Annotated in this window: 13 protein-coding genes; 7 read left to right on the forward strand and 6 right to left on the reverse strand. The window is 72.0% G+C overall.

From position 1 onward, the window contains the following. Window positions 1–80: 80 nt before the first annotated feature. On the reverse strand, window positions 81–722 hold the full coding sequence (locus GUY60_RS23590) for a DUF6758 family protein (protein WP_161701058.1): 642 nt from the start codon (window positions 720–722) through the stop codon (window positions 81–83). 174 nt (window positions 723–896) lie between these two features. Between GUY60_RS23590 and GUY60_RS23595 the strand changes: the two genes are divergently transcribed. Further along, complete coding sequence (locus tag GUY60_RS23595) at window positions 897–2192, forward strand: MFS transporter (RefSeq protein ID WP_246235517.1); 1296 nt, start codon at window positions 897–899, stop codon at window positions 2190–2192. A gap of 18 nt (window positions 2193–2210) precedes the next feature. Here GUY60_RS23595 and GUY60_RS23600 read toward each other — a convergent pair whose 3' ends face one another. After that, window positions 2211–2795 (reverse strand): suppressor of fused domain protein, encoded by a 585-nt coding sequence (locus tag GUY60_RS23600; protein WP_161701060.1) that lies wholly within the window; start codon window positions 2793–2795, stop codon window positions 2211–2213. Between the two features lie 473 nt (window positions 2796–3268). Here GUY60_RS23600 and GUY60_RS23605 point away from each other — a divergent pair, with 473 nt between their 5' ends. Beyond that, entirely contained in the window at window positions 3269–4384 is a 1116-nt protein-coding gene (locus tag GUY60_RS23605) for a magnesium and cobalt transport protein CorA (protein WP_161701062.1), read from the forward strand. A 13-nt stretch (window positions 4385–4397) separates the two neighbouring features. Further along, window positions 4398–4910 (forward strand): hypothetical protein, encoded by a 513-nt coding sequence (locus tag GUY60_RS23610; RefSeq protein WP_161701064.1) that lies wholly within the window; start codon window positions 4398–4400, stop codon window positions 4908–4910. 48 nt (window positions 4911–4958) lie between these two features. Here the strand turns inward: GUY60_RS23610 and GUY60_RS23615 are convergent, their stop codons facing one another. Continuing rightward, on the reverse strand, window positions 4959–5909 hold the full coding sequence (locus tag GUY60_RS23615; RefSeq protein WP_161701066.1) for a helix-turn-helix domain-containing protein: 951 nt from the start codon (window positions 5907–5909) through the stop codon (window positions 4959–4961). Window positions 5910–6008: 99 nt separating this feature from the next. Between GUY60_RS23615 and GUY60_RS23620 the strand changes: the two genes are divergently transcribed. Then, the gene (locus tag GUY60_RS23620; protein ID WP_161701068.1) at window positions 6009–7538 is read left to right on the forward strand and encodes an alpha/beta hydrolase; all 1530 of its coding nucleotides are present in this window, start codon (window positions 6009–6011) and stop codon (window positions 7536–7538) included. 33 nt (window positions 7539–7571) lie between these two features. Here the strand turns inward: GUY60_RS23620 and GUY60_RS23625 are convergent, their stop codons facing one another. After that, window positions 7572–8306: a hypothetical protein gene (locus GUY60_RS23625; RefSeq protein ID WP_161701070.1), complete on the reverse strand. Its 735-nt coding sequence runs from the start codon at window positions 8304–8306 to the stop codon at window positions 7572–7574. A gap of 174 nt (window positions 8307–8480) precedes the next feature. On the opposite strand from GUY60_RS23625, the gene GUY60_RS23630 reads away from it, so the two are divergent. From GUY60_RS23630 to GUY60_RS23640, 3 genes are read left to right on the forward strand one after another with little or no spacing between them, the layout of a single operon-like run. Next, the gene (locus GUY60_RS23630; protein WP_161701072.1) at window positions 8481–9755 is read left to right on the forward strand and encodes a magnesium transporter MgtE N-terminal domain-containing protein; all 1275 of its coding nucleotides are present in this window, start codon (window positions 8481–8483) and stop codon (window positions 9753–9755) included. Then, window positions 9748–10320 (forward strand): DUF1003 domain-containing protein, encoded by a 573-nt coding sequence (locus GUY60_RS23635; protein WP_161701074.1) that lies wholly within the window; start codon window positions 9748–9750, stop codon window positions 10318–10320. The genes GUY60_RS23630 and GUY60_RS23635 overlap by 8 nt, the downstream gene beginning before the upstream one ends. Window positions 10321–10360: 40 nt before the next feature. Further along, window positions 10361–11509 (forward strand): Mrp/NBP35 family ATP-binding protein, encoded by a 1149-nt coding sequence (locus GUY60_RS23640; RefSeq protein ID WP_161701076.1) that lies wholly within the window; start codon window positions 10361–10363, stop codon window positions 11507–11509. An 87-nt stretch (window positions 11510–11596) separates the two neighbouring features. Here the strand turns inward: GUY60_RS23640 and GUY60_RS23645 are convergent, their stop codons facing one another. Further along, window positions 11597–12226: a hypothetical protein gene (locus GUY60_RS23645; RefSeq protein ID WP_161701078.1), complete on the reverse strand. Its 630-nt coding sequence runs from the start codon at window positions 12224–12226 to the stop codon at window positions 11597–11599. 235 nt (window positions 12227–12461) lie between these two features. Then, window positions 12462–12926, reverse strand: a complete 465-nt coding sequence (locus GUY60_RS23650; RefSeq protein ID WP_161701080.1) for a sec-independent translocase — start codon at window positions 12924–12926, stop codon at window positions 12462–12464. Window positions 12927–13124: the final 198 nt, after the last annotated feature.

Here is a 13124-nt window from a genome sequence, read left to right on the forward strand (position 1 = left end):
CCCGCACCCGGACGCTCAACCCTGAGACCGGACCTCAGGGCTCCACGAGCACCGATCTCAGGGTTCCGTGGACCCCGAACTCAGGGATCCAGCAGTCGCGGCGAAAGCGCCCCGCACGGCACCAGCTCCACCTCGGCGCCGGCGTCCCTGAGGTCGGTGAGGACCAGCTCGTCGTACATGAGAAGGCCGGTCTGCTCGGGCCAGACCACCGCCCACAGCCAGAGCCCGCGCGCCTCGCCCGCGAAGACGGCGCGGTCGTCGGGGGTGTCCGCGACGTGCCACAGCGGGGTGGGCCGGCCGGCGGCGAGCAGCTTGGCCTGCGGCGGCTTGGCGACGTCCAGGTACGGGCCGGGGTCGGGCCCGTCGATGCCCGCGTACCGCGCGCCGAGTCCGACGCCCAGCTCCTCGGCGACCAGGACCAGCTCACCGAAGCCGCCGAGCGGTCCCGGCCCTGAGCAGGCGACGGCGGTGGCCCGGCCGCCGCTGCGGTCGTCGCCCGCGCACGCCACGCCGGTGAAAAGCCAACCGACGGGCATCGGCCACGGCATCCACACCGGCACCTCGGTGCGATGCACGGCCACCCCGAGCGCCTCGACGCTCGGCGGGACCACGGGCTGCAGCGGGTGCACGGCGCCGTGCACCGCGCACTGCCACGTATCGGCGAAGAGACCGGGAGCCCTGACCCGGCCACCGCACTTCGGGCAACTGGGTTCGCCCCTCATAGCGTTCAACGGTCCTCCGCGGCCGTCGCCGCGTCAAGGAGCGATCACCCGTCCGGAGCGGGCGTGACCAGGCAAATATAGATGTAGCTTGCATTTATTAGCCTGTCTAACTTATTCTGTGTATAGGTCAACCACCCGGCAGCACCATCGAGAGCCAGCAGTGAGGGAGAGGGCATGCGAAGCAGCAGCGGCGGCCCGACAGGGGACGATCCGTTCGACGAGGGCACAGGTTCGGGTTCGGGTTCGGGCTCGGGTTCGGGTTCGGGTTCGGTGAGCATCCTGCGCCAGCCCACGGCGGTCTGGGCCACGGCCGGCGCCTCCGTCGTCGCCTTCATGGGCATCGGCCTCGTCGACCCGATCCTGCCGTCGATCGCCAAGGGGCTCCAGGCCACACCGAGCCAGGTCTCGCTCCTGTTCACCTCGTACTTCCTGATCACCGCGGTCGCGATGCTGGTGACGGGCTTCGTGTCCAGCCGGATCGGCGGCAAGAAGACCCTGCTCGCCGGGCTCGCGCTCGTCGTGGTCTTCGCGGCCCTCTCCGGTACGTCCGGGTCAGTGGGCGAACTCGTCGGCTTCCGGGCCGGCTGGGGGCTCGGCAACGCCCTCTTCGTGTCGACCTCGCTCGCCGTCATCGTCGGCGCCGCGGCGGGCGGCAGTTCCGCGGCGATCCTGCTCTACGAGTCGGCGCTCGGCCTCGGTATGGCCTGCGGCCCGCTGGTCGGCGCGCTGCTCGGCGACGCCAGCTGGCGCTACCCCTTCTTCGGCACCGCGGCCCTGATGGCCATCGGCTTCATCGCCATCACCGCGTTCCTGAAGGAGCAGCCGAGGCCCGCGCGCAAGACCTCACTCCTCGATCCGGTCAAGGCACTCGGCCACGGCGGTCTCGCCTCGGCGGCGGCCTCCGCGTTCTTCTACAACTACGCGTTCTTCACCGTCCTGGCGTTCACCCCGTTCGTCCTGAACATGACGCCGTACAAGTCGGGTGCCGTCTTCTTCGCCTGGGGTGTGCTGCTCGCGGTGTTCTCGGTGCTCGTCGCGCCGCGGCTGCAGAAGCGGTTCGGCTCCCTGAAGGTGCTCGGCGGTTCGCTGCTGCTGCTCGCCGTCGACCTGGTGGTGCTCGGGTACGGCAACCACACGGCGGCCGTGGCGGGCACGATCGTCTCCGGCGCGTTCATCGGCCTCAACAACACCGTGTACACGGAGCTCGCGCTAGGCGTCTCGGACGCGCCGCGCCCGGTGGCCAGCGCCGGTTACAACTTCGTGCGCTGGTTCGCCGCGGCGGCCGCGCCGTTCCTCGCGCCGAAGATCGAGGAGTGGACCGACATCCACATCCCGTTCGTGGTCGCGGCCGTCGCCGCCGTGGTGGGCGCCGGCATCGTCTGGGTACGGCGCGGCGCGCTGCGGCACGACGCCGAGGAGCTCGAACCGAAGCACCGTACGGAGGACGGGGTCGCCGTCTTCGCCAACTAGCGGCTCCTGTACGGGAGTTCAGTCCAGGGGCACGGGCCTGCGCAGCGGATCGCGCAGGTCCGTTCCGTGTGCCAGCCACTTCTCCTGCAGGGCCGCCGCGCCGTGCACGCGCTTCCACGCCGCCTCGTTGGGCGTCATCGGGAGCAGCGGCAGGAACCGCACCGGCTCCATCGGCTCGTCGAGCTCCAGGTCCTCCACCAGGCCGCCCGGCTCGGCGACCAGGACGGAGGTGAACTGGGCGCCGGGCCACAGCGGTTCACCCACGTCGAGCGAGGCGCCCGGGGCCACGATCAGCCCCTCGACCTGCGGCGACGCGGCCAGTACGGCGAGCGGCCGGAGTGCCTTGTCGGTGTCGGCAACGCCCGTGCGCACCGAGAGGACCAGCTCGGCGCGCGGGCCGCGGTGCGGGTCGGCCAACGGGGCCGTGGGGTCGGCCATCGGCGCGGCCGCCATGCCGAGAGTGGCGTACCGCACGATGTCGCCCTCGACGAACCGCAGCACCTCGATACGATCCGTGCCGAGGAACGTCACGGCCGCGCGGGCGTCCGGTTCTCCCAGGGCGCTGCGCAGCCGGGCTTCCACGAGAGCGAGAACATCAGCCATGTCGCGAGCATAGAACTCGTAGAGAACCGGCAAAGCCGCGGCTTGACACTTCAGTCGGCTGATAGTCTTGGCCGCTGGTCAGGGCAGCACACGGGACGGTACGCCCAAGCGTCGTTCCCGGGCCCGGCGTTGGGACTTCCCCCACGGGGGACCGGCCGGAGGAGGTGGGGCTGAAATGGATCGAAGTCGACCGTGCAGTACCACCCGCTCTTCCGCCAGGTAACCGCCCAGCGTACGAGGCTTTCCGTACCCGCGACCCTCATGGGTAAACCGCGAAGTTCACGGCAACCTCATCTCGCGCACCACGGTCGCTCGCCGGAAGGGCATTTCGTCCCCGCTTGATCTGTGTCAGAGCGAAGGCCGTCACCGCGTCGGAGCGGTGCCGCCCGCTTTGCGGACGTGATGTCGAGCCGTACGTCCCCATTCCGGGCTGTTCCACCCCGCGCGTCGGCCGCGTCGCGAAGGAGCCTGCCATGTCGATGATCCGTGACCTGCGTGCCGCCGTCCGCCCCCAGCTGCGCAAGGACACCGCCGCCGGAAGCCCGTACGAGACCACCCGTGATGCCACCGCGGCGAGCGCCGTCGTGGACTGTGCCGTGTACCGCGACGGCCGCCGGGTGAAAAGCGACGAGACCCTCACTCCGCACCAGGCGATGCTTCAGGTGCGCCGCGACGGGGGCTTCGCGTGGATCGGCCTGCACGAGCCGACCGAGGCCGAGTTCGCCGGTATCGCCGCCGAGTTCGGGCTGCACCCGCTCGCCGTCGAGGACGCCGTCCACGCCCACCAGCGCCCCAAGCTGGAGCGGTACGACGACACCCTGTTCACCGTCTTCAAGACCATCCACTACGTCGAGCACGCCGAGCTCACCGCGACCAGCGAGGTCGTCGAGACCGGCGAGGTGATGTGCTTCACCGGGCGGGACTTCTTCATCACCGTGCGGCACGGCGGCCAGGGCTCGCTGCGGGCCCTTCGGCACCGGCTGCAGGACGACGCGGAGAAGCTCGCCAAGGGCCCGTCGGCGGTGCTGCACGCCATCGCCGACCATGTCGTGGACGGGTACATCGCGGTCGCGGACGCCGTGCAGGACGACATCGACGAGGTCGAGATCGATGTCTTCTCGCAGCCGGGCAAGGGCAGCCCGCGCGGCACCGACGCCGGCCGGATCTACCAACTCAAGCGTGAGGTACTGGAGTTCAAGCGCGCCGTGTCGCCGCTGCTCCGCCCCATGCAGTTGCTGAGCGAGCGGCCGATGCTGCTGGTCGACCCCGACATCCAGAAGTACTTCCGGGACGTGGCCGACCACCTCGCGCGCGTGCAGGAGCAGGTCATCGGCTTCGACGAGCTGCTCAACTCCATCCTGCAGGCCAACCTGGCGCAGGCGACCGTCGCGCAGAACGAGGACATGCGCAAGATCACGTCGTGGGCGGCCATCGTCGCCGTACCCACGATGATCTGCGGGGTGTACGGCATGAACTTCGAGCACATGCCGGAGACGAAGTGGGAGTACGGCTACCCGACCGTGATGGTCGGCATCGCCGCGGTCTGCTTCGTCATCCACCGCACCCTGAAGCGCAATGGCTGGCTCTAGCTAAGCTGCACCCATGTCTGCCGATTCGCTGCTCGACCGGGCCCTCGTCGAGGAGGCCACGAAGAAGTCCGGCCTCATCTGGGTGCGCGGCACCGGGCCCGCCCGTGCGCTGTGGCATGTGTGGCACGAGGGTGCCGTGCACATCGTCGGCGACGGTCCCGGTGAGCAGCCGCTGCCCGGTGTCGCCGACGGGGCGTTGGCCGAAGTCACCGTGCGCAGCAAGGACAAGGGCGGCCGGCTCGTCGTATGGACCGCGCGGGCCGTCGAGCTCGCGCCGCGCTCCGCGGAGTGGGAGGCCGCCGTCGCGGAGCTGAAGGGCAAGCGCCTGAACGCCCCGGACAGCGAGCAGTTGACCGAGCGCTGGGCCCGCGAGTGCCGGGTCCTGCGGCTGGCGCCGGAGAGCGTGGACACCGCGATGCCGGACGGCTCACTGGCCGCCGTCCCGCTGCCGACCCCGGCGACCACGCGGGAGCCGATCCCGGGCGCGCTGCCGAAGATCCTGTTCAAGCGGCGCAAGCGGTCCTGAGCCACCCGGTCCTGAGCCACGCGGTTCGGATAGGGATACGGCTCGGGCTCACCGTACGGCCGTCTCCGCCGCCAGGGCCGCGTGCAGCCAGTCGTGCGCCGTACCGGGGTTGGGCTCCGCGCCGCCGGACAGCTCGCCGACCAGCTGCCAGTAGTGGTCGATACGGGGGTCGGCGGCAAGCACGCGATGGAGCCCGGCACGGAAGTCGGGGTTGTCCCGCACCCCGTACGCCGCCGCGTACGCACCCACGAAGCAGTCGAGGGCATCCCCCGCGTGCGGCGCGCTGCCGGCCCGCTGGGCGGGGGCGGCGAGCGCGAAGGCCTCGCTGAGCCCGGTGTAGAGCACCGCGGGGCGCCCGCCGTCGCCGGTGCGGTGGACCGCGGGCTGGCAGTCGTCCCGGTGCGCGTCGCCGGGGCAGGGGCCCGAGACGAAGGCGTGCAGCCGGGCGAAGGCGAGCACCTGGTGCGGCGCCGGGTCGTCCGGGAGCTGCGGCACCGCCTGCTCGACCACCACCGACCGCACCCGCGCGGGCAGCCGGGGCGGCAGCCAGCGCCGCCAGAACCGGGCCAGCGCTTCGGTGCTCGGCGGAACCGTCACGGCGCCGATCAGCCGCAGCCGCTCGGCGCGCTCCCCGGGGGTGCAGTCCTGGAGCAGCCGCAGCGCGGCCTCCCGCCAGCGCAGCGCGGTGAGGTGGCTGCCGATGTCCCGCAGCCGGTCCGCGACGACATCCTCGAGGGCGCCCTCCGCGTCCAGCACCCGCCCCACGTCCGGCACCGGCAGGTCGAGGGTGCGCAGGGCGCGGATGGTGCGGAGCCGGTCGAGCGCCTCCGGCCCGTACCTGCGGTGGCCGCCGGCGCTGCGCGCGGCCTCGGGCAGCAGTCCGCGGTCCGAGTAGAACCGGACCGTCTTGACGGTGGCACCCGCCCGCTCGGCGAGCTCGCCGATGCTCCACAGGCCGTCGGGGCTCAGGTCGTCCGGGATCAGGGCGTCGGGACGCATCAGCGCTTGAACCTCCCTCAGGGGGAGTTCCTACGGTACCGGCGTGCACGGACGGCCGGTGGGGCCGGGCCGTGGCGCACGGTGGAGGAGGAGATGGCCATGACGGCATTCGTACTGGTTCCGGGGGCGCACACCGGCGGCTGGGTGTGGCACGAGGTCGCCGCCCGGCTGCGCGCGCACGGGGCCGAGGCGCACGCGGTGACGCCGACCGGGATGCGGGACCCGGTGGGGCCCGAACAGGCGTTGTCCGGCGCCCGGTTGGGAGAGGAGGCGGTCGACCTCGGTACGCACATCGACGACGTGGTCCGCGCCGTCGACCAGGTACCCGACGGCTCCGACGTGGTGCTCGTCGGGCACTGCTACGGCATCCACCCGGTGCTCGGCGCCGCGGCCCGGCGTACCGGACGGGTCGCCCGGATCGTGTACCTGGACACTCCACCGGCCCGGGACGGCGACCCGGCGCTCGCCCTGGTCCCGGACCCGGAGGTACGCGCGGGGCTCGCCGGGGCCGACGGCAGCGCACCGCTCGACCCGGCCGCCCCGCGGGACCGCGCGGCCTGGCGGCGCTGGGGCAGCCTCGACGGCGTACCGCCAGGCGCCCTCGACCGGCTCGTCGCGCTCGCCGCACCGCAGCCGTACCGCACCCTCACCCGGCCCCTACGGGTCTCCCCCGAGGTGGCCGCGCTGCCGGCGACCGGGGTGCTGTGCACCGGGAACGGTTCGACCGTCGCGATCCTCGAATCGCAGCTGGGCCTCGGCGATCCCCGGCTGCTCGCGCTCACCGAGCCCCAGGTGCGCTTCCTCGAACTGGCCGCCGGGCACTGGCCGATGCTGTCGGCGCCCGACGAGCTGGCCGAGGTGCTGCTGCGGGCGGCGGCGGGCGAGGGCGCCCGGCTCACGCCGCCGAGCGGGCCGCCCGTACATCTGCGGCCGTTCCTCCTGGACCCGCCCGAGCGGGCGCGCGAGCGGACGGGACACGTCGACCTGTACGCGCCCGACGGCGACGGGCCGCGCCCCGCCGTGCTCCTCGTGCACGGCGGCCCCGTACCCGCGGGCGCACGGCCCACGCCCCGTGACTGGCCCGCCTACACCGGGTACGCCCGGTACCTCGCGGAGCGGGGTGTGGTCGCCGCGACCGTCGACCACCGGCTGCACGACGTCAGCGACTACCCGACGGCCGCCGAGGACGTGGCCACGGCCGTCGAGCGGGTACGGGCCGACCCGCGGGTGGACGGGGACCGGATCGCGCTGTGGTTCTTCTCCGGCGGCGGGCTGCTCTCGGCCGGCTGGCTGGCCCGGCCGCCGGCCTGGCTGCGCTGTGTGGCGGCGACGTACCCGGTGCTCGCGCCCGCGCCGGGCTGGGGTGTCGACCCCGCGTTCCGGCCGGTGGAGGCGGTGCGCTCGGCCGGGGAGCTGCCGGTCGTGCTGACCCGGGTGGGCCGTGAACTGCCGCAGATCGCGGCGACCGTGGCCGCGTTCCTGGACTCGGCGCGGGAGTGCGGGGCCCGGGTCGAGGTGGTGGACCTGCCGGACGGCCACCACGGCTTCGAGACCATCGACCACACGGACCAGGCCCGCGAGGCGGTGCACCGGGCGGCGGACTCCGTACTGGCACGGCTGCGGAGCTGAGCGCCCGTACGAGCCCTGGGGCCGGCCCCAGGGCTAGGAACTCGGCAGCTGCCTGCCGTAGTCCACCGTCTGTCCCTGGCCGGGCGCCTTCAGGTCGACGTCCTTGTCCCAGTCGGTCAGCCGGATCTGCCCGGCCCCGCCGGCCCGCGCCAGGAGCAGCGGGTACGCGGTGCCCTCCAGGGACACGTCGAGGCTGCCGCCCGCGCCCTTGTCGCCGCTGACCTTGATGGTGCGCTTGCCGTCGGCGGTGCCGCGCGCGCCCACGGACAGCTTGCCGTGCAGCGTGAGCAGCCCGTCGAGCAGCAGATCCTTGTCGGTGAAGCCGCTGAACTGCTTGTACGCGGGGTCGCCCGGCGGGACCTTCACGTACTTGCCGTCGAGCTTGTCCGCGGCCGGCTCGTCCGTGGACCAGAACCCGGCGTCGGCCTTCAGATAGAGCTCGTTGCCGACCCTCAGCAGCTCGAACGTGCCGTTCTTGGAGCGGACTTCGCCGCTGCCGCCGTTGTCGGTGAGCCGCATGTCGAGCTTGTACGCGGCGCCCTTGCTGACCACCGAGCCGGAGAGCCGCACCGAGCCCGCGACCTTGGCCGCCGACAGCGCTTTGTGCTGGATCTTCGCCGCGGACAGCTTGCCGACGCCGTTGGTCCCGGCGTCCGGGTCCTCCTCGGCGCCACAGCCGGTCAGGCCCGTCATGCCGGCGACCAGACCGGCGCACAGAGCACCGGCGAGTACGGTGCGGCGGGCCCGTCCCAGTGCGGTTGCGGTCACGTGCGGCGCTGCCTCTCATGCGTGGTTCCGGAGCGACAGTACGGCAGCGTACCCGTGCCTCTGCCGCCACCAGGCAGAGAGCCTTACGCACCGCCCACCAGGGCGTATCCGACCGGGACGGGCTAGCCTGAAGCCCGCAAACCGTACATATAGGTACGAAGGGAGGCGTGCGGTATGCCGGCAGGCACCCCTCGGATCTTTGTCTCCCATCTGTCCGGTACCGCCGTCTTCGACCCCAACGGGGACCAGGTGGGCCGCGTCCGCGACCTCGTCGCGATGCTCCGCGTCGCCCGCCGCCCGCCGCGCCTGCTCGGCCTGGTCGTCGAAGTCGCCACCCGGCGCCGCATCTTCCTGCCCATGACCCGGGTCACCGGCATCGAGTCGGGCCAGGTCATCACCACCGGCGTGCTCAACGTCCGGCGCTTCGAGCAGCGCCCCACCGAGCGCCTCGTCCTCGGCGAGCTGCTCGACCGCCGCGTCACCCTGGTCGACACCGGCGAGGAGGTCACCGTCCTCGACGTCTCCGTACAGCAGCTCCCGGCCCGCCGCGACTGGGAGATCGACCGGGTCTTCGTACGCAAGGGGAAGGCCGGCGCGCTCCGGCGCAAGGGGGAGGCGCTGACCGTGGAGTGGTCGGCCGTCACCGGGTTCTCGCTCGAGGAGCACGGCCAGGGCGCCGAGAGCCTGCTCGCCACGTTCGAGCAGCTGCGCCCCGCCGACCTTGCCAATGTGCTGCACCACCTCGCCCCGAAGCGCCGCGCCGAGGTGGCCGCCGCCCTCGACGACGACCGGCTCGCCGACGTCCTGGAGGAGCTGCCCGAGGACGACCAGATCGAGATCCTCGGCAAGCTGAAGGAGGAGCGCGCCGCCGACGTCCTGGAGGCGATGGACCCGGACGACGCCGCCGACCTGCTCTCCGAACTCCCCGAGGAGGACCAGGAGCGGCTGCTCGGCCTGATGGAGCCGGACGACGCCGCGGACATGCGGCGCCTGATGCAGTACGAGGAGCGCACGGCCGGCGGCATGATGACGACCGAGCCGATCGTGCTCCAGCCGGACGCGACGGTCGCGGACGCCCTGGCCCGGGTCCGTATGCAGGACCTCTCCCCCGCGCTTGCCGCGCAGGTCTACGTCTGCCGCCCGCCCGACCAGACGCCCACCGGCAAGTACCTGGGCCTCGTGCACTTCCAGCGGCTGCTTCGCGACCCGCCGTTCACGCTGGTCGGCACGCTCATCGACCAGGACCTCCAGGCGCTCCGCCCGGACACCTCGCTGCCCGCGGTGACCAGTTTCTTCGCCACGTACGACATGGTCGCGGCGCCCGTCGTGGACGAGAGCGGCGCGCTGCTCGGCGCGGTCACCGTGGACGACGTGCTTGACCATCTGCTGCCGGACGACTGGCGCGAGACCGAGTTCCATCTGATCGGGGAGGTGAACCACGGTGAGTGAACGCGACCGTGACCGCGAGCGCGAGCAGTCCAGGACCGAGTCGGCCCGCGCCCGCATCCGCCTTGACCAGCCGCGCCCACCGCGGCGCAGGCTGCTGCCCGAGTACGACCCGGAGGCCTTCGGCCGGCTCTCCGAGAAGACCGCCCGCTTCCTCGGCACCGGACGGTTCATCGTCTGGATGACGGTCCTGATCATCCTGTGGGTGCTGTGGAACGCGGCGGGCCCCGACGACTGGCGCTTCGACGAGTACCCGTTCATCTTCCTGACCCTGATGCTCTCGCTGCAGGCCTCGTACGCGGCGCCGCTGATCCTGCTCGCGCAGAACCGGCAGGACGACCGGGACCGGGTCAACCTGGAGCAGGACCGCAAGCAGAACGAACGGTCCATGGCGGACACCGAGTACCTGACCCGGGAGATCGCCGCCCTGCGGATGCGCCTCGGCGAGGTCGCCACCCGGGACTGGATCCGCTCCGAACTCCAGGACCTGCTGAGGGACATGGACGAGCGGCGCGAGCTGTACGGTCCCGAGCAGGCGCTGGTGCGTGACGAAGGCGACCGTCGGTAGCCCTTCCCTGACCGTCACCCGTCCGCCGTACCATTCCCGTATGGCTACCGAAAAGTATCCGGCCGAAGAGGCGATCCGAGAAGCGCTCTCCACGGTCAACGACCCCGAGATCAACCGGCCGATCACCGAACTCGGCATGGTCAAATCGGTGGACATCGGTGCCGACGGCGCGGTCGCCGTCACCGTCTATCTGACGGTCTCCGGCTGCCCGATGCGCGACACGATCACGAACCGGGTGACCGAGGCGGTCTCCGGCGTCGAGGGCGTCACCTCCGTGGACGTCACACTCGATGTGATGAGCGACGAGCAGCGCCGCGAGCTGGCCGAGGCCCTGCGCGGCGGCACCGCCGAGCGCGAGGTCCCCTTCGCCAAGCCCGGCTCGCTGACCCGGGTGTACGCGGTGGCGTCCGGCAAGGGCGGCGTCGGCAAGTCCTCGGTGACGGTGAACCTGGCGGCCGCGATGGCCGCGGACGGCCTGAAGGTCGGCGTCGTGGACGCGGACATCTACGGCCACTCGGTGCCGCGCATGCTGGGCGCCGACGGCAAGCCCACCCAGGTCGAGAACATGATCATGCCGCCCTCCGCGAACGGCGTGAAGGTCATCTCGATCGGCATGTTCACGCCGGGCAACGCCCCGGTGGTGTGGCGCGGCCCGATGCTGCACCGCGCCCTGCAGCAGTTCCTCGCGGACGTGTACTGGGGCGACCTGGACGTGCTCCTGCTCGACCTGCCGCCGGGCACGGGCGACATCGCGATCTCGGTGGCCCAGCTGGTGCCGAACGCCGAGATCCTCGTGGTGACCACCCCGCAGCAGGCCGCCGCCGAGGTCGCCGAGCGCGCGGGCTCCATCGCCGTACAGACCCACCAGAAGATCGTCGGCGTCGTCGAGAACATGTCGGGGATGCCCTGCCCGCACTGCGACGAGATGGTCGACGTGTTCGGCACGGGCGGCGGTCAGCGGGTCGCCGAGGGCCTCACCAAGACCACCGGGGCGAACGTGCCGGTGCTCGGCTCCATCCCGATCGACGTGCGGCTGCGCGAGGGCGGCGACGAGGGCAAGCCCGTCGTCCTGACCGACCCGGACTCCCCCGCGGGCTCGGCCCTGCGCTCCATCGCGGGCAAGCTCGGCGGCCGCCAGCGCGGCCTGTCCGGCATGACGCTCGGCCTCACCCCGAAGAACAAGTTCTGAGGCCCTGAAGGCCTCGACGCCGCTCGGCGTACGCGGAAGGGGGCGCTGTCACCACGGTGACGGCGCCCCCTTCCGCGTACGCACCCCTCAGCGCTGGGTGTCGTACTCCAGGATGTCCTTGACCACCGAGAAGCCCAGGCCGTACGCGCTCATGCCGCGGCCGTACGCACCCAGGTGGGCGCCGTCCCGCGTGGAGCCGGCGAGGACCCAGCCGAACTCGGACTCGCGGTAGTGGAACGGGGTCGGCACGCCGTCGACCGGAAGCGTGAGCTCCGTCCAGTCCTCGCTGACCAGGTCGTCCGCGAGCACCCACGCGGTCTCGGTCTGCTGCTCCAGCCAGTCGTCGCGCAGCGTGTGGTCCATCTGGTGCGGCCAGGTGCTGGTGAGCAGCCCCACGCCCGCGAGCCAGGCCGCCGAGGACACCGAGGTGGCCTCCAGGACGCCGGTACCGTCACCGCTGCGCCGCACCGGGCTGGACGCCACGGTCACGACCACCGCGAACCGCTCCTTGGCCCCGGAGTCGTCGCGTGCGTCGCCGCGCACCGACGGCTCGTCACCGTGCCCGATCGAGCCGTGCTCGACCGTGCCGTCCGCGCCCGCGCCGACCTGCATCAGCCAACGCGGCCCTGTGAAGGCCTCGTCGAGGCCGTACCACGGGAACGACGCCTGCAAATAGCCGTCGACCGCGCGTGCCCCTGTATGACTCGTCGTCTCCATGTACCCGGCCGCCTCCTCGATCTCCGTCGGTCCGGAGCGGCCCGCCCCCCTCGGGCGTCCTGAGTCCGGACAACAACAGACGAGAATAGCCACCCCGGTTCGCCGGGGCTGACTCCATCGGGGCGCGCGGGTCGCCGTACTGACGGATCGCGAGCCCCGCGCGACGGCGCGCGCGGGTGGCGTGGAGGCGGCGCGCAGGCGGCGCGGAGGCGGCGCGGAGGCGGCGCGGAGGCCGTCAGGTGGCGTCGGAGTCGAACGGCGGAGGCTCGTCCTTAGTCAGCCGCGTCGGCTTCTTCTCCAGGTCGGCACCGCCGCCCTTGGTCAGCTCAGGACCGCTGGACGCGGCGGAGGCGGAGGCGGAGGCGGAGGCGGCGGAACCCGATCCGTTCACCGCGTCGGTGACCTCGGCCATCTCCTTGCGCATGTCGAAGCCGTTGCGGATGTCCTTCATCCCCAGGTCTTCGTTGTCCAACTGCTTGCGGATGAACGTCTTGGGGTTGAGGTCCTCGAACTCGAAGTCCTTGAACTCCGGACCCAGCTCGTCCCGGATGTCCCGCTTGGCACTGTCCGAGAAGTCCCGGACCTTACGGATGAAGCCGGAGATGTCCTGGATGACCTTGGGCAGCTTGTCCGGGCCGAAGATGAGCACGGCAAGGACCACGAGCGTCACCAGCTCAAGTGCGCCTATGTCATTGAACACCTTGCAGCTCCTTGCGATCTCCGCGGCCCGAGGCAGGAGGAAGGGGATCCGGGCCCCGTCCACGTTACCCGCCGATCCTGTACTGCCGGTACTGTCCCGGGGCGGTTCGGTGGCCGCGGGACGAGCACGGGGTGACACCCGGGTGCCCTTGGCGGGGCGGGGTGGCTGTGGCGGGGCGCGTACGGCCCGTGGCCTGTC

The organism is Streptomyces boluensis, from assembly GCF_009908195.1.
GTDB classification, from domain to species: domain Bacteria; phylum Actinomycetota; class Actinomycetes; order Streptomycetales; family Streptomycetaceae; genus Streptomyces; species Streptomyces boluensis.

Coding starts and splice junctions, on each gene's coding strand:
- GUY60_RS23590 (WP_161701058.1), bottom strand. CDS start 722: ATGAGGGGCGAACCCAGTTGCCCGAAGTGCGGTGGCCGGGTCAGGGCT.
- GUY60_RS23595 (WP_246235517.1), top strand. CDS start 897: ATGCGAAGCAGCAGCGGCGGCCCGACAGGGGACGATCCGTTCGACGAG.
- GUY60_RS23600 (WP_161701060.1), bottom strand. CDS start 2,795: ATGGCTGATGTTCTCGCTCTCGTGGAAGCCCGGCTGCGCAGCGCCCTG.
- GUY60_RS23605 (WP_161701062.1), top strand. CDS start 3,269: ATGTCGATGATCCGTGACCTGCGTGCCGCCGTCCGCCCCCAGCTGCGC.
- GUY60_RS23610 (WP_161701064.1), top strand. CDS start 4,398: ATGTCTGCCGATTCGCTGCTCGACCGGGCCCTCGTCGAGGAGGCCACG.
- GUY60_RS23615 (WP_161701066.1), bottom strand. CDS start 5,909: ATGCGTCCCGACGCCCTGATCCCGGACGACCTGAGCCCCGACGGCCTG.
- GUY60_RS23620 (WP_161701068.1), top strand. CDS start 6,009: ATGACGGCATTCGTACTGGTTCCGGGGGCGCACACCGGCGGCTGGGTG.
- GUY60_RS23630 (WP_161701072.1), top strand. CDS start 8,481: ATGCCGGCAGGCACCCCTCGGATCTTTGTCTCCCATCTGTCCGGTACC.
- GUY60_RS23640 (WP_161701076.1), top strand. CDS start 10,361: ATGGCTACCGAAAAGTATCCGGCCGAAGAGGCGATCCGAGAAGCGCTC.
- GUY60_RS23645 (WP_161701078.1), bottom strand. CDS start 12,226: ATGGAGACGACGAGTCATACAGGGGCACGCGCGGTCGACGGCTATTTG.